This is a genomic window from Solemya velum gill symbiont (assembly GCF_002020255.1).
Taxonomy (GTDB): Bacteria; Pseudomonadota; Gammaproteobacteria; order Chromatiales; family Chromatiaceae.
The window spans coordinates 1-19,086 of record NZ_MPQG01000007.1 but is presented as its reverse complement, the minus strand read 5'-3'; the positions used below and the strand labels follow the sequence as shown (position 1 = coordinate 19,086).

Here is a 19,086-nt window from a genome sequence, read left to right as displayed (position 1 = left end):
TCTTGTTCAATTCAGTGTCCATGTATGCACTGGCTTACCAGCCTGCTGCCGCTCTTGGTATGCCAGCACCAGCTGCCGCCACTCCTTACCATGCTCGCTGACCCACTGACGTTGCCAGGCAGCGCCTGTCTGACCGCTTGCAACACGTTCTCGCACGATAGAGAGATAGTGCTCGGCATCATCCTGATCAATACCGAGTTGCTCCAGACCCTGAGAGGCCAGCGGTAGAAGTTCATCAAGCACGAGCTTCTGCATGCCGACCTGGCGTCCATCCAGCCAGTTCACCGATGCAGACAGGCTCGCGCGCGCTGCAGCATAGAAGTTATCACGGCTGGCAGCAAACGGCAGCTTCTTCTCCGGTGCATCAGGCATATGCGCCATGGCAACCACCATGCCGTAATAGAAAGCGATATTGGCAACCTGGTCACTCAGCGTCGGACCGGCCGGCACCACTCGCTGCTCGATACGCAGATGCGGCGTTCCATCCCTGTTAAACCCTATCAGGGGTCTGTTCCAGCGCCAGATTGTACCGTTATGCAGGCGCAGGTGAGCAAACTCTTCCGGTTTTGCATCGATCAACATCGGCAGCATGATGGGATAACGTTTCAGGTTGGCATCGAATATCTCGAAGAGCGATTCATCCGCATAGCGCACACCAAAGGAGACACGCTGACTGTAGTCTGATGCACCGACTGGTACCGACTGCTCAAACAGCGGGATGCGAGTTTCATCCCACAGTGAATACTGAAACAGGAAAGGTGAATTGGCCGATGCGGCGATTAGCGGAGCTGAAACAATTTTCGATGCGTTATAGATACGCGCACCAAGGTGATGCGGAAACTGCAGGTGAATCTGAAAAGATGTGGTCGCTGCCTCCAGCATGACATCATGATGCGTCATCTGCAGGTGTTCACTGCCCTTGATATCGAGATGAATCGCCCGCCCTTCCCTGAGACGCAGAACTTGCTGATTGAGCGCCTGGTAACGAGTCGAGTCGGACATGTTCGCAAGAACGAGGTCCCTCTGCTCGACTGTCGGAAGTATACCTGTCGCCAACAGGCTGGTATCCAGACCTTCGGCAACCTGTTGGCCCGATTGCCATAGCTGTTCAAGCTGTACCTGCATGTGCGAAAGCAGGTTACCGGTCAGCCTTGAGGGTGGCGCATTGAATTCGACATTGAAGCGAGCGAGCTCGGCCACAGCATCTTCACTACCGAGATGATTGAGAAATTCGCCATTGGATGCAGCAGGCATCCCGTCGGCATCAACCAGCCAGGTCTCCAGCTCGTAACCACCAACCCAGGAGCCGTCATCAAAACAGGTGCCCTGGCAATCGTCAGAGAGCATTTCACCAAGCAGCTCTGTCTCTTCCTTCAGACGCGCGGCGAAGGCATCGTAATCAGCTTCACTGAAATCGCTACTTTCAATCTCCTGACCCACGAAAACTCCAGGACCTAATGATTAACCTTTCAATAGCTCCATATTACACTTTTCCGCTCACACGGGAATATGCCTGACATCGCTATGCAATCAATAGCTCAGTTGATAGGGGCCATACTCCTGTCTGCTGCCCCAGGCTTCCTGCTCGGTCAGCTTGTACAGGTAGTCGACATCCGGCATGGCGCCTGGATCAGCGTAGAGATACTCACCGCCAAAGGGTGCATCGATCAAGCCGGGTAACATCTTGTTGTTAATGCGCACCCATTCGTCTCCCCCTGCTTCTCGACGGTCAAGAAAAAAACCAACGGTACCGAGCTCTTCAAGCGTCGTCCAGTGTACCAGCGCAACCGTTCCGTCACCATCCGGATCAAGTGTTTCATTTAGTAGTTCGTTCGCTGATTCATCTGACAAATTTGTCGAATCCACACCATAGGAGTCAAGAAAAGCTATCACCGCTTCGGCATCATACTGATCCACCAGTTCTCCGACGGGCGCTCGTATGATTTTCACTGACCCAATCACTGCAACTGTTGGATTGTATATGAGGCCGGCATCCTCACTTTCACCGTTACTGGCAACACCGGTTGGAGAAGGCGAATCGGTACTGAAAAACTTACTATCCGACGTCAGGCGAAATCGCGCATAGGTTTGTGTTGCACCAGTAAAATTCGGGTGGAAATGCAGATCACAACTGAAATTACTGTTGATCTGGGTCGTACATACAGCCTCGGCGCCATTAAATCCGGGAACTTCCGCAAGTGTGACTGACTGACTTGCACTGTCGCCTGGAACCTGGATGCAGAGTTCCTCGTTGCCTGTTGCTATAACCTCTCCAACTCCGTCACCAACGCTACCCACATAGGTTACGCCTTTTGAAAAGGTGCCATCCACAATCCCGTCTGCCGCGCCATCAAAGTAGCCACACAGCATCGCCGGGGCAGCTGTTGCGTTTTTGCCTGTCACTGTTGCAGTGACTTTGCCACTATCAGCGCCGGTATAAGTTTTTAGACTCACTCCGTCATTGTCGTCACGAGGCAAAGGGGTTGGATGAGCCGAGCCAATATAGAGCGGTGCACCGGTAATAATATGAACTGGCGCATTCTCTTTTGTTCCGTAAGACTCCGGCGCAGTACCGACATCAACTGGAGTGCAGCCGCTGCCAGACGAAAGATACGCCAACAGACCCGTATATCTTTTAGCTGACTTGACATGCAGGACCATTGTGTTTTTCCCCAGGCGTAACAGTTCAGGGTCCATGCCCCAGGAAACCGGGGTTGCGGTTGCTGGATAACCATCGTGATTTTTGCTGTATCCCAGGTTCAAATGCCCGCCGTCATTTAAACTCTGACCGTTCACCAGGATGTCGTAAATACCGTTATCACTGTAAAAGTTAAAAGTAATTAACTTCAGCGTGTTCAGATAGTCGTGGTGAGGCATGTCCACGTTAAAATCCAGCCGGTAGAGATGTTCGACTGTCCTGTCATTCTCACCAGAATGAGAAATGCCAATCCATTCTGCAGTCTGTGGCGGTGATATCCAGTCACCTTTAACGTCACCGATAATAATCGCCTTCTGCCAGGCAGCCACTTTGTTGAATTCTTCCAGGGTGTCATTCGTATTTTCAATTTTTGCAACATGCCACTGCATGTCGTAACGATCATGTGTTGAATCAAAGGCGCTTCCGGTAACGGGATTATGACCACTACTCAGTGCATCTGCCCCGCAAGTATCCAGGGTGAACGTCGGCGCGAACTCACCACCGCTTGTACACACCAGCGGTGTGGCCTCAGCACCGCCAACAACAATCCTTTCTGGCGAGGTGGATTTCAGCCGGAGGTAACGCGTGACAATCTCGGACTCGAAAGCAATATGCTGAGCAATGGCTTCAATGTCAGTCGCCAGACGCCCGGTTGTCACCAAATTGAAATTGACTCCGTCCGAACTGGCCAAGACCTCGAATTCCCTGATTGCTACATCACTATTTTCACCATTGTAGAAATACTGCAATCCTGCAATTGTCTGCTCACTGCCCATGTCGATAGTAATGAAGTGACCTGAATTTGGTGTGTTAGTGTTAGCTTCTGACTGCCAGTAGGTATTCACCCGGTTGTCAACCATGTGGCTAGCGTCCCAGTCTCCTAACTCAGTAGAGATTGAACTTGCCGTTGCGGTCCAGCCACCAATACCACCGGGATTCGGGTTTTCTAGAGGAAACAACGCCTCACCAATTTCACAGGCAGGTGCAAACTCAGATACTATTCCCGATTCTTCGACAAAGTTGGAACTGCTGCCGCTTAGAGAAAAGCTATAGAGCACTGCATGCCTTCCATTTACAGTACGATCTGTGACTGACAAAATCGCGCTGTTATCGCCCTCTGCCACACCCTGGTTGAAATCGTAATATGCGACCAGTCCGGTCTCGTTACCGAGTAGTTCCAGTCCCGCAGCGTCCTGTATTTCAGCTTCACTTCTTTCAATGCTCCAGAAACGCAGCTCATCCATCTGTCCACTGAAGAAGTTGTCCAGACCGGATGAAGGTTCAGAGATGTAATCGTTACCGATCGCGATATCCTGATCCAGATCAATAAGACCATCCGATCTGTTAATGCGTTGCTTGGTCGCTTCGACTCCATCAATACAAATATTCAGCCAGTCATTACTGGATCGAACAACAGCAATGTGGTGCCAGGTATCTGCAACAAGTGCCGTAGGGTGTGTCACCACCGCATTGCGATCGCCAAGGTCAAGAAAAAACGATGCCTGGCCTGCTGCATCAATAGAGAGACGCAGCATATCGCTGGTCGATGTATTTTGAGAAAAAACAAGTGTCTGCTCAACACCAGGAGTCGGTGTATTGACCCATAACTCTACGGTGAAACCGGATGCCTGGAAATCAAATACCGAACCTGCCCCACCAGGAATCAGCAAACGATCATCTGCGCCATCAAAATCGAGTGCATTTGATTGTGATAATGCAACAGAGGGAATAAATAACAGAGGCAAAAATACAGAAAAAAAGAGAAGTAGAATTGTCTTTTCCACCTTCATTTGATTGTCGATATCCTTGTTTTTCAATTAGTTACAATATAATAATGTTATTATACCATAGCTATATAGCAAGAATCTCTAAAAAAACCTGAATTTTCTTACCAACACAAAAAACAAGGAATGACTATCAAAGGCACACAATCCCGCTATTCAGACCATCTGACTAATTGTCAGTAACCTAAAGGATAAGGCCCATACTCTCGCTGACTGCCCCACACTTCCTGCTCGGCCAGCTTGTAGAGATAGTCGACACCCGGCAGGGCGCCGGGGTCTGCGTAGAGGCATTCTCCGCCAAGTGGCGCATCGATCAATCCCGGCAACAGGTCACTGTTGATCCGCATCCAGCGACTTCCATCGGCATCTTTTCTGTCGATATAGAAACCGACTGTGCCAAGCTCTTCGAGTGTTGACCACTTGAAGATGGCCACCTTGCCATCGCTGTCCGGGTCCAGAAGCTCTGTGAGCTCGTCAATAAGTTTGCTCCGATCAGAGCCGCTTGAATTATCCGCTCTACTTTGATCGTACGAAGACAAAAGGAGTTCGAGTCCTTTTCCGTCCAGGGAAGAAAGAAGCTCATCGACCGAAACAGACTCAAGAACAACGCTGATGATTGATACCGATGTCGGTGAATATAGCAAATATCCGCCAGGAACAAAATTGGATACGTGTCCATTGAGGGTAAAGTTGTTAAGAGATGCATTCTGGGCGGGAGAGTTGATGGCATCAACAACTGATGAAATCGCCGTGTTATTTGCACCGGCGGTGCCCTGGTTGGACTTGTAATATGCTTCCAGGTTTGTCTCGTTGCCGTGCAGTTCCCTGTTCTTGTAGCCTGAAATCTGGCTCTGCGTTCTGGCTTCATGCCAGATCCGAAGCTCGTCCATCTGGCCTGTTAAAAAGTCTACGGGCGTCGCTGGACTTGGATAATGGCCACACCCGATGGTCACATCCTGGTTGATTATGACACTGTCTTCATTCGTACCAATAATCGTGTCGCTATCCTCCAGAACACCATCAACGTACAGCTCAACGGTGCGGATACTCTTGCGAACAACTGCGACATGGTGCCAACTCTCATCGGTCACATCCGTGGTCGAATAAAGCGTGGCTGCCTCTCCGTTCCCGAGATTGATATACAAGCCAGCCTGATTAGTTGAAGCGATAAAGAGTGCATAGCGCTTGCCGACGCCAGTATTTGTATTTCTGGCAACTACCAAAACCTGTGAAGCACCGGTTACCGTCGACTTGAGCCATGTCTCAATGGTGAAATCAGAGGTGCCGACATTAAACGCGGAGGTTCCACTACCCGGCGCCTGCACACAGTCATTCGTGCCGTCAAAATCGAGCACATTGGAGTTGGTACTGAGAAAATGCGGCTCTTCAACAAAGTTGGAAAAGTGATTGGCCATAGCAAAGTTTTTTATCGAGGCATTCTCGGACAACGGGGAAGAGGCCGAATCTAACACTGTTGAAATAACATTGATCTCGTTGGCGACACCCTGGTTGAAGTTGTAATAGACTCTCAGGTTCGCCTCGGTACCAGTTAACCGGCCATACATGTTATTTTGTATCTCGGTCTGCGTCCTTGCTTCCCACCAGACCCTCAGTTCGTCAAACCGCCCTTCATAATAAACACTCCCCAGCGCACCAGTAGCCGGGACAGTGCTAACACCGATACGTGCAGGATTGCCCACTATGTCAATTGAGGTATCACTGGGTGTGAGGGTATCTGTATCTTTCAGGTCTCCGTCGACATAGAGCCTGAACACATTGCCAGTGTCACGGACTACAGCGACATGGTGCCAGTTTCCGTCTGCCAGGTCAGTTGCATAATCCAAATAGGCTACGTCACCTGCACCCAGGCCGAGTCGAACCTCGACGCTGATACCGTTGGTCGTATTCGACGAGATGAGAAGACCATCAAATGTACTTGAAATAACTGCCAGGAGAGGATTATCGCTGGCTGTATCCGATTTGGGCCTGATCCAGAGTTCGACAGTAAACAGGTTGGAGTCAAAATCATAGGCATTGCCATTAGTGTATGGAATTTCCAGGTAGTCGTTTGTTCCGTCAAAATCCAGTGCATTTGAGTGGGCGGATTGAAACGCGGGAAAAATCAGAAGAACGAGCATTAGCCTGAAAAGCCAATGATGAATCATCACTTTTGGTTGGATAGCGCGACTACCGCATTGAGGAATTGAAAGCGAAGCGTGGGTGCACTCAGAGCCTTGAAAAAATTGGTGCAACATCCTGTTGTTCTCCCTGAACTTTATTATTAATTCCCCTATACTCTAAGCATAGTAATACCTGTGAAGTGGATCAGTCAATAACGCATTTGATAGGGACCATACTCCCGGGTACTGCCCCAAGCCTCCTGCTCGCTCAGCCTGTAGTAGTAGCTAATACCAGGCACAGCACCCGGGTCTGCGTAGAAATACTCTCCGCCAAGCGGCGCGTCAACAAGGCCGGGTAACAGCTTTCGGTTGATCCGTATCCACCCCTCACTTCCCGACTCACGGCGATCAACAAAGAAACCAACTGTCCCCTGCTCCTCAAGTGTTGTCCAATGTATGACTGCCACTTGCCCATCACCATCCGCATCGAGAAGACGCCGCAGTACATCAGGTGACGCAGGCCGGTCCACCTCATCCGATGATGTATCATCGCCAAAGGAATTGATGAGCGCAGCCAGGCTACCTGTATCAAGACCTGTGAGCAGTTGATCCACGGGAACACTCCTGATATCCACGCTGCCAATCACGGCCACCGTCGTTGGCCTTGCGGTTTCAGCAACAAAATTGGAAGAGCTGCCATTCAGGGTGAAATTATAGATGGTCGCGTCCACGGAGGCTGTTTGGCCCGTGACTTTCGTAATGCTTGTATTATTTCCGCCGGCAACGCCCTGGTTGAAATTATAGTAGGCAACAAGATCTGTCTCGTTACCGGCCAGTTCAATATCGTCTTCCGCACGTATCTCAGCCAGTGTCTTGGCTTTTGACCAGAAACGCAGTTCATCCATCTGGCCTGTAAAGTATTTACTAGTCGTGGCTGGGGTTGGGTAGTAATCACAACCGATAGTCAGGTCCTGATTGATATTCACACCTGTCGCCGTAGAGCCGGAAATCGTGGCACTGTCCTCGAGTGCTCCGTCGACATACAACTCGATTGTGCGTATATCCTTGCGAACAGCTGCGACATGGTGCCATGTACCATCAGCCACATCCGTTGTTGAGAAAAGCGTACCAACATCATTATTGTTATTACCGAGACTGATAAAAAAAACGGCCTTGTTGTCCGTCCCGATAGCGAAGATATAGCGATCCCCTTCGTTATGATCGGAAAAACGAACCGTCACAAGGTTCTGTGCAACACCTGTCGCTGTGGACTTGACCCAGACCTCGATAGTGAAATCCGATGTATTGAAATCAAACACCGAGCCACTGCCGGCAGGTGCCAGAAGGTAGTCATTTGTTCCGTCATAATCGAGGACATTTGATTGTGCAAACGATAATGTGGGGGACAGGCAGAAAAAGATAAACAGCCAGTAAAATGGATGATACGGAGCATTCTTCATCTCCGCACCCCTCTCAGAAATACGTTTTCTAGACTATGGTAGCTTGACAAAAGCCACTTACCAAATCTGTACATACATACAGCTTCAGTGTTTTTTAGCTATTTTTCAAGACGGAAGGCAGTTTGAAATTGTGTTTTCAGACTTTCGGGAGCACAACCCTCAACTGGATTGGTGTAGCAACCGGGGTGAATGGGGTAGGTTAGCGTTATGACTGGAGGTAGCGCGTCAACAGTCCCATGTCGGCATGCTCGGCTGGTGCCTTGATACGCACCTGGTAGCCTCCACCCGGCACTTCCTCCATCTGGTTGCCGTTGAGATCCTCAATATGTTCGAGGCGGAAACGATGATTATGTTCAGGAGTCAGCAGTTCCACTTCATCACCCTTGCGGAACTTGTTTTTTGCCAGCACTTCGATCATGCCATTGTCACCCTGCTGCTGCGGAACCACTTCGGCGACAAACTGCTGCTGCATGCTCTTTGAAATTCCAGCTCGGTAGTTTTGCATCTCGTCGGTTTCATGACGCTGGAAAAAGCCATCAGTGTAACCGCGGTTGGCGAGCCCCTCGAGATCGTCCAGCAGTTCGGGACGAAAGGGCCTACCAGCGACGGCATCATCGATCGCCTGTCGGTAGACCTGTGTGGTTCTTGCCGTGTAGTAGTGGGACTTGGTGCGACCCTCGATCTTGAGGCAATCGACGCCGATTTCAACGAGACGCTGCACATGCTCGACGGCACGCAGGTCCTTGGAGTTCATAATGTAGGTGCCCTGCTCGTCCTCGAACACAGGCATCAGTTCACCGGGGCGGTTCTTCTCTTCTATATAGTATATTTCGTCGGCTGCAGGATGACGCTTGATCGCTTCTGCTGGAAAAGCAGTCGGTTCCTGCATCGCTTGCATGATCTGCTCGCCGTCACCGAGTTTGTACTCCCAGCGGCATGCGTTGGTGCAGGTGCCCTGGTTGGCATCGCGGTGGTTAAAGTAACCCGACAGCAGGCAGCGGCCCGAGTAGGCAATGCAGAGTGCGCCGTGGACGAAGACTTCAATCTCCATGTCAGGGCACGCCTGGCGGATCGCCTCGACCTCGTCGAGCGATAACTCGCGAGACAGGATGACGCGGCTCAAGCCCACCGACTGCCAGAATTTCACACCAGCCGAGTTGACCGTGTTGGCCTGCACCGACAGGTGAACCGGCATATCTGGCCAATTTTCACGTACCAGCATGATGAGGCCCGGATCAGCCATGATGAGTGCGTCCGGCCCCATTTCGACGACCGGGCGTATGTCGTCAAGAAAGGTTTTCAGCTTGGCACCGTGCGGCATGACATTGGTGGCCACGAAAAACTGCTTGCCCTGCGAATGTGCCTCATCGATGCCTGTGCGCAGGTTCTCTTCGAGAAAATCGTTATTGCGCACGCGCAGGCTGTAGCGCGGCATGCCGGCGTAGACGGCGTCCGCACCATAGGCGTAGGCGTAGCGCATGTTTCTCAGGGTTCCCGCAGGAGCCAGTAGTTCAGGTGCTTTCATGCGCGTATTGTACTGATTGATTAAGGAAAAATCAGGTTGATAACCGCTTCATATGTGGTAGTTACTGATGATTGCTGCAATGGCGATGTCTACGACAGTCCGCCCTGGAGGTAGATTCTGGAAAAACACCTGAATGCCGCACAATTGCTGTCGTTGCAGCCTATATCGGCACCCCAACATCTATCTTGTTGATATATCAATTTTTTTTATTACTGCGGCGCAAAAAGAATGCGTTAGAGTATTATGATATATTCAATTTCGACTGAATTCCGCAAGAGTCGATGGGATAGCAATTAGAGTGCTATCCCATCAGCTTTTTTCAATGAATTCAATTTAAAAGATAAGAAATACAGGAGTAGGACATGTCAGAGAAACACCCAGTGGTTGCTATCACAGGTTCATCCGGTGCAGGCACGACAACCGTTAAACGCGCTTTCGAACATATCTTCCAGCGCGAAGGCATTACCCCGGCAATCGTAGAAGGTGACAGCTATCACCGTTACGACCGCGTAGCAATGAAAGAGAAAATGGCTGGCGGAATGAGTCATTTTGGCCCGGAAGCAAACCGTTTTGACAAACTCGCCGAGCTTTTCGAAACCTACGGCAAAACAGGCACAGGCGAGAAGCGCTACTACCTCCACTCTCCCGAAGAAGCAGCTGAACACAATGCGCGTCTTAGCGTTGATAAACAGTCAGGTGAATTCACGCCGTGGGAAGAGATCCCCAGCGGTACAGACCTGCTCTTCTATGAAGGCCTGCACGGTCTCGCAGTTGATGATGAAAACGATGTTGCCCAGCACGTCGACCTCGGCATTGGCGTTGTACCAGTGGTTAACCTGGAGTGGATCCAGAAGATTTTCCGTGACAGCGCAGAGCGCGGTTACTCCGCAGAAGCGATTGTTGATACCATCCTGCGTCGTATGCCGGACTACATCAACCACATCACACCCCAGTTCTCACGTACTGATATCAACTTCCAGCGTGTTGCAACCGTCGATACCTCGAACCCTTTCATCGCGCGTGATATCCCGACCCCGGATGAAAGCTTTGTTGTCATCCGCTTCGCCGACCCGAAGAAGTTCGACACTGATTTCGTCTACCTGCAGTCGATGATTCCAAACTCGTTCATGTCTCGCCGTAACACCCTGGTCGTGCCCGGTGGCAAGATGGGATTCGCCATGGAGGTTATCCTTGGACCTATTATCGAGCGCATGATGGATCGTGCTCGCTGATACAGCAACCAGGACTCCAAATAGAAAAGCGGCCAGTTGGCCGCTTTTTTTCATTATTGCAGAACATTGTTATCCGCCACAACCTGGAATAGCGCAAGATTGATACCGATAGATCACTGTGCAAATCTTTTAAATTGTCCTGGTATATGGTCAAATACAAGGTCATTTCTACCAGCTTTTTGGTCAACCTGACTAATGACTTCGAGCAGCCCGACTAGAGGCGTAATCTACATTGCGACGGGAGAGCCTTATCGAACAGCGGCCTTCCGCTCAGCGGAAAGTGTACGCAAACACTCGCCTGATCTCGCCATCGATCTGTATACAGACGTCATACCAGAGGGAGACACGCCTTTCGATCATATCGGTATCGTGGAAAACCCACACCCAAGATCGAAAGTTGACTACCTGCAAAAAAGCCGTTTTGAAGAAACCCTTTATCTTGATTCTGATACGAAAGTTGTTGCCGATATCACCGGGATGTTTGACCTGCTCGAGCGTTTCGACATCGCTTTAGCCCATGCCCATGCGAGAAACAGGAGGGGAACGACTGAACTGTGGCGAACGGAAATACCCGATGCCTTCCCTCAACTCAATGGCGGAGTCATCCTGTTCCGCAATTCAGATGCTGTCAATGCCATGTTGAAGGCGTGGTCAGATTCGTATCACCATGCCGGCTTCTCCAAGGACCAGGTGACATTACGGGAGTTACTCTGGATTTCAGATTTGCGCATGCATATACTCCCACCCGAATACAATATTCGCTACAGCCGATATATTGACTTCTGGGAGTCCTGGGAAGCAGATCCCAAGATTCTTCACTATGCCGTTTTTCACAATGAACTCCGTCCCAAAAAAACTCTTCTGGAAAGAGTGACAGCTCCTGTCAATAAATTGCGCAAGCGGCTCAGGCCAAAAAATCGATGATTTCTTTAAGAACGATTTTATTTTCTGACAGATTGTCACATCGGGACTCTATGTTCTTCGGGACTTTAAAATGATTGTGAGTTGGCAAAACAAGTATATTTTTGTACACAGTAGAAAAACGGCAGGCAGTTCTATTGTGGTCAGTCTTTCTCGTAATTTAGGCCCTGACGACCTGGTATTGTCAGCGATTAAAGAGATTGTTGAGGCAAAAATACAGCTGCCCGACAAAGTCATACAGACTGCATTGCTGGAGGACAAGAAAAGCCACAACCCCACCAGACTTTTCAACCTATGTGCATGCATTAAGAGATGGGGATAGACTGGGAGGAATAGTACCAATAGCCTTCCATGACAATTGGGAAAGCTATTCGATAGACGGTCGTTTAGTACTCGATTATTATGTTCGCTATGAGTCCTTGCAGGAAGATTTAATGAATTTTTGTAAGGAGGCGGGTATTGATTTCGATGGTTGGCTACCTAACTCCAAGGGCAAAACTCGTAAAATTAGGGATTATCGAGATATGTACGACAGTAATACTCGCAGCATTGTTGCTGATCTCTATGGAGCAGAAATCGAGTCCATGGGATATACTTTTTGAGAGTATTGATATGCTTGATTACCAAACTTCCTCGCGCCAATACGCTTACATCCGCACACTTCTAATATCGTAATGACACACATTCAAAAACTGAGCCTGGCCGATCTTGGCAATAGTCTGTCTATTGAATCCGGAACACTCGACCCAAAGAAACTGACTGTCTACGGCATATTCAGAAACGAACTCTTCTTTGCTCGAAGTTTCCTGTCGCACTACAGGTCTATCGGGGTAGAGCAATTTTTAATATTAGATGATAGCTCTGAAGACGGTACAAAGGAGTTTCTTGCATCGCAAAATGACTGTGTGATCTTATCAAGCCCCTACTCTTATGGTCAAGAAGTCACAATCATTGACTGGCATAGTGAGAAGCCTGTTCGCGCTGGCGTCCCGATGAAGGCTGTCATACCCTCTCATTTTCTGACCGATCAATGGGCCATTTATGCAGATGCTGATGAGTTCCTCTTTTTACCGCCAGGGATATCCACACTTCAAGACCTGATCAAGCGATTGGAGCGAGGCAGTTATCGATCTGTCGCATCAAGCCTGGTCGACTTCTTTCCCGCTCAACTTTCATTTGCATCCACCAATACACCAGAGACTCTGGACGATCTCATTAACGAGACAGGGTATTTCGACACGCCTCCTCTTATTACTATCGATCCAGATAAAGGGAAGATTATCCGTCTGAACAAGGGGGCATCAAGCAGAATATTATATGATCATGGCATATATAAAGATCATTGGCACTTGAAGCTACTACCTTCCTTTGTCATACGATCACCCCACATAAAAAAACATATTATGCAACGATCTCCAACTTATAAAACACCATTAATACGTTGGAATGAACATGTCGAACTTTTAAGTAGCCACAGAGCGAATATTAAGCCACATCCAGAATTGATTTTAACAACTGCGCACTTCAAGTACACATCAGACCTTGAACGAAGAATCAGAATGGCAATCAAACTTCAATCATATTCCAATAAGAGTAAAAGATATTTCAAATTAGCCAAGCTTCTTCCAACAAAGACCTCTGACGCAGAAATGGACTTATTGGGGCCAGATTCAACTAAATTTGAAGGTATTGAAGATTTCATTGAAAACAAATTAATGACTGTGCCCTCAGAATTCTGATTGAGTAGTGATAAAATACATGCGAGAAATTTCCACAGTCCAGCCGTATTGCCTGCAATCTTGGTTCTTTACATGTACAGAACAGAGCAACTATATGATCAATCACCCTACTCCAGAGGTTCTTAAATAGGGGTATGAAACATTCTAAACACCTAAGTTTAGCTGACCTTGGTAATAGTCTTTCTATTGATTCCGGAACACTCGATCCAAAGAAACTGACAGTCTATGGCATGTTCAGAAACGAACTCTACTTTGCTCGAAGTTTCCTGTCACACTACAGGTCTATCGGCGTAGAGCAATTTTTAATATTAAATGATAGATCTGAAGACGGTACAAAGGAGTTTCTTACATCACAAAATGACTGCGTGGTCTTATCAAGCCCCTACTCTTATGGTCAGGTGATCAAACTGACTGACTGGCAGACCAAGAAGCCAGTTCGCGCTGGTGTTCCGATGAAGACAGTCATACCCTCTCATTTTCTGGCCAATCAGTGGGCCATTTACGCAGATGCAGATGAATTCCTCTTTTTACCGCCTGGAATCTCAACCGTTCAGGATCTGATCAAGCGACTCGAGCGAGGGCGTTATCGAGCTGTTGTTGCAAGTCTTGTTGACTTCTTTCCTGCTCAACTTTCATTCACGTCACACGAGGCACCCGAAAATCTCGAAGACCTCATTAAAGAAGCGAGCTTTTTTGACCCAATCCCACTCATCACCCTCGATCCGGATGAAGGAAAAATTGTCCGTCTGAACAAGGGCGCATCAAGCAGGATCCTGTACAAGCACGGCATATACCAAAACCCATGGTTCCTGAAGCCATTACCATCCTTTGTCAAACGCTTACCTTATTTGAAAAAGCATCAATTAACGAGTTCTGCAATTTCCAAAACACCCCTGATACGTTGGGACAGCGATGTCAGGATGGTGGGTAGCCATAGAGCAAATATTGAAGCACAACCTGGTTTGATCCTGACATCTGCGCACTTCAAATTCACATCTGATCTCGAACGCAGAATCAAGATGGCCATTAAACTTCGATCCTATTCTGGTAAAAGCAGGAAATACACTCGATTGGCGAAGCTGATGCATCCCACCTCCGACTCAGGGAACAGTCTATTAGGACCAGATTCAAAAAAGTTTAATAGTGTGGAAGACTTCATCGAATGCGAACTGATGACCGTACCTGATGGTTTCTGATCTTCAACAACGGATTCAGGCATGGCCGAAACAACCAACACCTGTGTAGAAAATAACAATAAACAGACTGTTCGCGCCGTATAAACAGACAGACTAGTCAAATTTCACGCATAATAGAAACACCAAGTTAAATGCCCATACGTATTGAAGAACCATGACCCTGGATATAGTCACTTTTGCCTGGATGACTGACGAAAGCGGTGTTCCGAAAAATGAGCGCCATAGCTGGTGGGAAAACCAGCGCGATCTGATGCGACTCTATGCCATTAACCTGGCCAATGGTATTGATCGCACACTCAACAGGCATCACCGGAAAATCCTGTTCACCAATCGCCGTGACTGGTTCGATGACCTGGGCCACAGGTTTCATATCATTGATATGGAGCCTGTATATAAGCGCATAACGAACAAATTCATCGCTTATGACCCAGCATACGACATCAGTGAAAAAATGGTTCTCACCGATCTGGATATGGCATTTGTCCAAAACTGGGATGACCTGGCTGATTATGATGGCAACCTGATAATGAATCATACAGGTGGTGCCCGCAGAGGATTGCGATGGTACCCGGGTGGGGGCTTTATCATGACAAACAACAGGACAGGGCTGTTCGATAAGATCACCGCCCCCTTGTATGAAAATCCCGAGGCAGTATACAAGCGCTGTAACTATCGCGAACGCCACTGGTTCGCTAAACAGATCGGGCGCAAGAATATCGACTACTGGCAGAAAGCCTATCCTGGCTCAATTGGTTCCTACAAAAAAGATATCGTTAAGCGTAAAGGCAGTTTCGAAGACTTCAAAATCATCTGGTTTCACGGTGATCCGCGTCCGGATACTGTCCCGGAAGTCGCTAAATACTGGAAATAACAGTCATACCAGCCAGATTTGTAAAAACCTGGAACTATCGCGGAGAATCCGGCTTATCTGAAGATGATTTTACCGGGACGCCTGCCCTTTCCAGGCTCTCCTGGTCGATACCGTAACCGTATCGCAAGAAATCATCCGCATAGAATGCCTTGATACGCTGCAAGTCTTCGTCACTAATCTGAATATCAAGCTCAGGAGATGGGTTTTCCCAGATTGGAATCTCAGGCACCGGACGCCCCAGGTGAGAGGCAATTGCAGTCAGACATTGTCCGACCCCCTCTTCAAAGTGAAAAATTTCAGCGCCCGGGTACTCGAATTCAGACTGGGGCCTGAAATGATTGTCTCTATAGTAGGGGTTGAAACGGCAAATCCCGAGAGAGAGGGATAGCCAGGTAGAAAACGAGATCTTGTTGCGTATCAGGCGACGCTTGCGCAATTGGTATCGGTATTCACTGATAATACGCGCTACTGGATGTCTGACAACCATGAAACTCCAGTCAACCGAGCCGGGTTCAATCCGCTTTTGGAGTTGTGTGGTATGAAGATGATGAAGGCTGCAGCGTATGAGCCCGATACGTGTTCTTCCCTTCAGCGATATCTCACCTTGCTGTGCAAGATATTTTTCAATCGATGAACCGCCAGTTTTTGGTATATGGACAAACAGAACAGAGTGATCTCCAACCTTGGCTAGCGGCATAAACCAATCCTTTCCAGCAGACAGAAATGATTAAGAGTCGCTTAACTGGTAAACAGCACCACAATAGGGGCACTCACAGCGCTTCTCTTTCTCCAGGGGCAGGTAGACACGCGGATGCATGTTCCACACCTCGTCTTCCGGCCTTGGACATGACAGCGGCAGTTCACTTCTCTTTACCCGGATGACCGGCTGCTCTTTCCTCTGTGCTGACATCATTGATCACTCCTCGTCTGAATGCTGCCGGACAATCCGCCTGACATCATTCCTGAAAAACCTGTAATTAGCACTGATTTTATCGCAGATTGCTCCTGAAAATCAGTTTATTGAACGTAATTTTCTCTATACCATCCTGGAAGATGGTAAATCGCTGCACAAACACGTGCCTGAGTGGACATCCACCAAAGAATTAGATACTGTTCGGTCAAATTTATTTTGTATGAAAAAGATGAAAATACATCAACACTGGATCTTCAGAAAACTGGGCAAGCCTGCGCCAAAGATTTTTATTATCGGCTTCAATAAATGCGGCACCAAGACAATCAATCGATTCTTTCGTCGGAATGGCATACTCTCAGCCCATCACGGATATCATCACTTCCTCCGAAGAACAAGCTATAACATAGCTGCCAGAATGAAAAAAAACCTTGAGGCCGGGCTTCCGATATTATCCGACATGTCCAGGTACGAGGCTTTTTCTGATCTCATACATCTAACTGATAAAGAGGTCATTGAGGCCAACGAGTACTTCAAAGAGCTTAATAGTGAATATCCTGATGCTTATTTCATTTTTAATGACCGACCTGTCGATGCATGGATCAAATCACGACTGAACCATGAGGGTGGCCCTGGTGGAAGCTTCAAAGGTCGGTATCGTTCATTTACCGGCATGACTGAGGCCGAAGTCACTGCTCTCTGGAAACAACAATACGAAACACAGAAAGCTGCGGTGCTAGACTATTTCTCTGGGAATGATCGGTTCATTTACTTTGACATCACCCGCGATGGTCCAGAGGAACTGTCAGAAGCACTTTCTGACGATTACAAACTGAACCCGGCAAAATGGTCGCATCGTGGCAGTGCCGCAGAACGTCAGAAAAGATTTGGGAAGAAATAGCATTCTCTTAACCAGTCTGTCGACTGGTTCTCATCACGTTCCGCTTCACTGACCTGATTAATAATGGCGTTTGCCGCTTACAAAGCTAACCAAGTAGAGAGATACCATGAAACGAGTTGTCATCTTGACCGGATCAGAACTGCGCCATGAATTTTTTCGCAAATACATTGCACTGTCTGAAGAGATAGATGTCATCAACAGTTATTGTGAAGGCCAGGAAAAGAGCCTTCGAAATATTACTGAACAAAATGCGGCTACAAATGATATCAGGCTGAAACATCTTTCAGCCAGAGAGCAGTCGGAAAAGGACTTCTATGAATTGTTCACTGAAACAGCAGCAGATAATTCAAATCCTGTCTATCTGCCAAAAGGCGACATCAACAACCCGGAATATGCCGACGCGATTATTAACTCCAATCCTGACCTGCTGATTTCATATGGCTGCTCTATCATCAGGGATCCCCTCCTGAGCGCTTTCGAAGGGCGCTTTATCAATGTTCATCTCGGTCTATCGCCATACTATCGTGGCAGTGGCACAAACTACTGGCCATTGGTAAATGGAGAGCCTGAATTTGTTGGCGCAACATTTATGTATATTGATGCAGGAATTGATACTGGTGAGATCATCCATCAGATCCGGGCGAATTATTCTTTGGGCGACACGCCTTCACAAGTTGGAAATCGTTTAATCGTTGAAATGAGCCGTGTTTTTCAAAAGATCATTATCAATTTTGACAAGCTTGAAAAGATGGAACAACTCCCGGTTCCGCCAGATGAGAAGGTATGCATGAAAAAGCATTATACCGATAAGTCCGTCATTAGCCTCTACAAGAACTTTGAAGATGGACTTATTGAACGGTATTTGACTGAGAAAGAGGGGAGATGTAATAAAGCACCAATAATCGACAACCCCGCCTTGCATGGAAAGTAACATCATGAAATCCATTATGTATCATTATGTAAGGCCTGATGATCAATCTCTCCCTTATTTTCGCCACTTGCATATCGACGACTTTATAAAGCAGCTGGAATATTTAGGGAATGAATATGGTTTTATAAGCAAGGATGACTTTCTTAATTGTATGGAGTCAAAAAAGCCTGTTGATGGAGTTGTACTAACCTTTGATGACGGCTTCAAAGACCATTTTCATTACGTATTGCCAGAACTTAAGAAGCTGGGCCTTTGGGGGATTTTTTACATCCCAACATCCCCGTTTACTACCAGAAAACTGATTGATGTTCATCGCATTCACATGCTAATCGGAAAGTTCAGCGGGCAAACTATCGCGAATGCATTGAAAAACATAATTAAAGAAGGAATGCTGTCTCATAACCATGTTGAAGAGTTTCAATCGGAAACATATTCAAGACAAAATAATGACAACAGCACTAACTATGTCAAACGCTGCCTGAATTATTTTATTGATTACAAGTACAGGGAGAGTGTGATCGATCATCTAATGTCTAGATTTTTTCCAGACGAATCTTGTATGATCGACGACTTTTATATGACCAAGTCAGAAATACGGGAAATGAACGACCAGGGAATGATGATTGGAAGTCACACCGTCAATCATCCAGTAATGAGCAAAATCTCTTTAAAATACCAGGAAAGTGAAATAAAAAAATCGCGCGGATTCAACTCACTAGTGCAACGGATGGGTTAATCCCGAAAAATACTTGATTGGGCGTTTTAATGCCAAGACATTTTCGGGGACGATTGTTCAGT

The 19,086-nt window shown here is 47.8% G+C and carries 16 protein-coding genes; 9 read left to right on the top strand and 7 right to left on the bottom strand.

Features of this window, described 5'->3' with window-relative positions; all coding sequences use genetic code 11:
- Window positions 1-6: 6 nt before the first annotated feature.
- The 5 genes from BOW06_RS06405 to trhP all read right to left on the bottom strand — a co-directional run bounded on the left by BOW06_RS06405 (window position 7) and on the right by trhP (window position 9,587).
- On the bottom strand, window positions 7-1,440 hold the full coding sequence (locus BOW06_RS06405; protein WP_043117583.1) for a glutamate-cysteine ligase family protein: 1,434 nt from the start codon (window positions 1,438-1,440) through the stop codon (window positions 7-9).
- A gap of 90 nt (window positions 1,441-1,530) precedes the next feature.
- On the bottom strand, window positions 1,531-4,482 hold the full coding sequence (locus BOW06_RS06400) for a LamG-like jellyroll fold domain-containing protein (protein WP_179115130.1): 2,952 nt from the start codon (window positions 4,480-4,482) through the stop codon (window positions 1,531-1,533).
- Between the two features lie 176 nt (window positions 4,483-4,658).
- Window positions 4,659-6,620 (bottom strand): LamG domain-containing protein, encoded by a 1,962-nt coding sequence (locus BOW06_RS06395; protein ID WP_179115131.1) that lies wholly within the window; start codon window positions 6,618-6,620, stop codon window positions 4,659-4,661.
- A gap of 191 nt (window positions 6,621-6,811) precedes the next feature.
- Window positions 6,812-8,062: a LamG domain-containing protein gene (locus tag BOW06_RS06390; RefSeq protein WP_043117589.1), complete on the bottom strand. Its 1,251-nt coding sequence runs from the start codon at window positions 8,060-8,062 to the stop codon at window positions 6,812-6,814.
- Between the two features lie 205 nt (window positions 8,063-8,267).
- Complete coding sequence (gene trhP, locus BOW06_RS06385; protein ID WP_078452982.1) at window positions 8,268-9,587, bottom strand: prephenate-dependent tRNA uridine(34) hydroxylase TrhP; 1,320 nt, start codon at window positions 9,585-9,587, stop codon at window positions 8,268-8,270.
- A 362-nt stretch (window positions 9,588-9,949) separates the two neighbouring features.
- Here trhP and BOW06_RS06380 point away from each other — a divergent pair, with 362 nt between their 5' ends.
- The 6 genes from BOW06_RS06380 to BOW06_RS06355 all read left to right on the top strand — a co-directional run bounded on the left by BOW06_RS06380 (window position 9,950) and on the right by BOW06_RS06355 (window position 15,546).
- Window positions 9,950-10,819: a phosphoribulokinase gene (locus BOW06_RS06380; protein WP_043117592.1), complete on the top strand. Its 870-nt coding sequence runs from the start codon at window positions 9,950-9,952 to the stop codon at window positions 10,817-10,819.
- 195 nt (window positions 10,820-11,014) lie between these two features.
- Entirely contained in the window at window positions 11,015-11,743 is a 729-nt protein-coding gene (locus BOW06_RS06375; protein WP_078454529.1) for a putative nucleotide-diphospho-sugar transferase, read from the top strand.
- Window positions 11,744-12,036: 293 nt separating this feature from the next.
- Window positions 12,037-12,342 (top strand): hypothetical protein, encoded by a 306-nt coding sequence (locus BOW06_RS12940; protein ID WP_143555887.1) that lies wholly within the window; start codon window positions 12,037-12,039, stop codon window positions 12,340-12,342.
- Between the two features lie 72 nt (window positions 12,343-12,414).
- Complete coding sequence (locus BOW06_RS06365) at window positions 12,415-13,479, top strand: glycosyltransferase family 2 protein (protein ID WP_078452985.1); 1,065 nt, start codon at window positions 12,415-12,417, stop codon at window positions 13,477-13,479.
- 134 nt (window positions 13,480-13,613) lie between these two features.
- On the top strand, window positions 13,614-14,675 hold the full coding sequence (locus BOW06_RS06360; protein ID WP_078454528.1) for a glycosyltransferase family 2 protein: 1,062 nt from the start codon (window positions 13,614-13,616) through the stop codon (window positions 14,673-14,675).
- Window positions 14,676-14,829: 154 nt separating this feature from the next.
- A complete protein-coding gene (locus BOW06_RS06355; protein WP_078452987.1) occupies window positions 14,830-15,546 on the top strand; it encodes a hypothetical protein in 717 nt (238 codons plus the stop codon).
- A 34-nt stretch (window positions 15,547-15,580) separates the two neighbouring features.
- Here the strand turns inward: BOW06_RS06355 and BOW06_RS06350 are convergent, their stop codons facing one another.
- Together BOW06_RS06350 and BOW06_RS06345 are read right to left on the bottom strand one after the other, a co-directional pair.
- Complete coding sequence (locus BOW06_RS06350) at window positions 15,581-16,243, bottom strand: sulfotransferase family 2 domain-containing protein (RefSeq protein WP_078452988.1); 663 nt, start codon at window positions 16,241-16,243, stop codon at window positions 15,581-15,583.
- 30 nt (window positions 16,244-16,273) lie between these two features.
- Window positions 16,274-16,459 (bottom strand): zinc-finger domain-containing protein, encoded by a 186-nt coding sequence (locus BOW06_RS06345; protein WP_078452989.1) that lies wholly within the window; start codon window positions 16,457-16,459, stop codon window positions 16,274-16,276.
- 220 nt (window positions 16,460-16,679) lie between these two features.
- On the opposite strand from BOW06_RS06345, the gene BOW06_RS06340 reads away from it, so the two are divergent.
- From BOW06_RS06340 to BOW06_RS06330, 3 genes are all read left to right on the top strand, one after another.
- Window positions 16,680-17,357: a sulfotransferase gene (locus BOW06_RS06340; protein WP_078454115.1), complete on the top strand. Its 678-nt coding sequence runs from the start codon at window positions 16,680-16,682 to the stop codon at window positions 17,355-17,357.
- A 106-nt stretch (window positions 17,358-17,463) separates the two neighbouring features.
- The gene (locus BOW06_RS06335; RefSeq protein WP_078452991.1) at window positions 17,464-18,288 is read left to right on the top strand and encodes a formyl transferase; all 825 of its coding nucleotides are present in this window, start codon (window positions 17,464-17,466) and stop codon (window positions 18,286-18,288) included.
- A gap of 4 nt (window positions 18,289-18,292) precedes the next feature.
- Window positions 18,293-19,024, top strand: coding sequence for a polysaccharide deacetylase family protein (locus tag BOW06_RS06330; protein ID WP_179116188.1), 732 nt, complete (start codon window positions 18,293-18,295; stop codon window positions 19,022-19,024).
- The last annotated feature ends 62 nt before the right edge of the window (window positions 19,025-19,086 follow it).

Coding starts and splice junctions, on each gene's coding strand:
- BOW06_RS06380 (WP_043117592.1), top strand. CDS start 9,950: ATGTCAGAGAAACACCCAGTGGTTGCTATCACAGGTTCATCCGGTGCA.
- BOW06_RS06350 (WP_078452988.1), bottom strand. CDS start 16,243: ATGCCGCTAGCCAAGGTTGGAGATCACTCTGTTCTGTTTGTCCATATA.
- BOW06_RS06355 (WP_078452987.1), top strand. CDS start 14,830: ATGACCCTGGATATAGTCACTTTTGCCTGGATGACTGACGAAAGCGGT.
- BOW06_RS06335 (WP_078452991.1), top strand. CDS start 17,464: ATGAAACGAGTTGTCATCTTGACCGGATCAGAACTGCGCCATGAATTT.
- BOW06_RS06345 (WP_078452989.1), bottom strand. CDS start 16,459: ATGATGTCAGCACAGAGGAAAGAGCAGCCGGTCATCCGGGTAAAGAGA.
- BOW06_RS06340 (WP_078454115.1), top strand. CDS start 16,680: ATGAAAAAGATGAAAATACATCAACACTGGATCTTCAGAAAACTGGGC.
- BOW06_RS06375 (WP_078454529.1), top strand. CDS start 11,015: ATGACTTCGAGCAGCCCGACTAGAGGCGTAATCTACATTGCGACGGGA.
- BOW06_RS06365 (WP_078452985.1), top strand. CDS start 12,415: ATGACACACATTCAAAAACTGAGCCTGGCCGATCTTGGCAATAGTCTG.
- trhP (WP_078452982.1), bottom strand. CDS start 9,587: ATGAAAGCACCTGAACTACTGGCTCCTGCGGGAACCCTGAGAAACATG.
- BOW06_RS06390 (WP_043117589.1), bottom strand. CDS start 8,062: ATGAAGAATGCTCCGTATCATCCATTTTACTGGCTGTTTATCTTTTTC.
- BOW06_RS06360 (WP_078454528.1), top strand. CDS start 13,614: ATGAAACATTCTAAACACCTAAGTTTAGCTGACCTTGGTAATAGTCTT.
- BOW06_RS06330 (WP_179116188.1), top strand. CDS start 18,293: ATGAAATCCATTATGTATCATTATGTAAGGCCTGATGATCAATCTCTC.
- BOW06_RS06395 (WP_179115131.1), bottom strand. CDS start 6,620: ATGCTCGTTCTTCTGATTTTTCCCGCGTTTCAATCCGCCCACTCAAAT.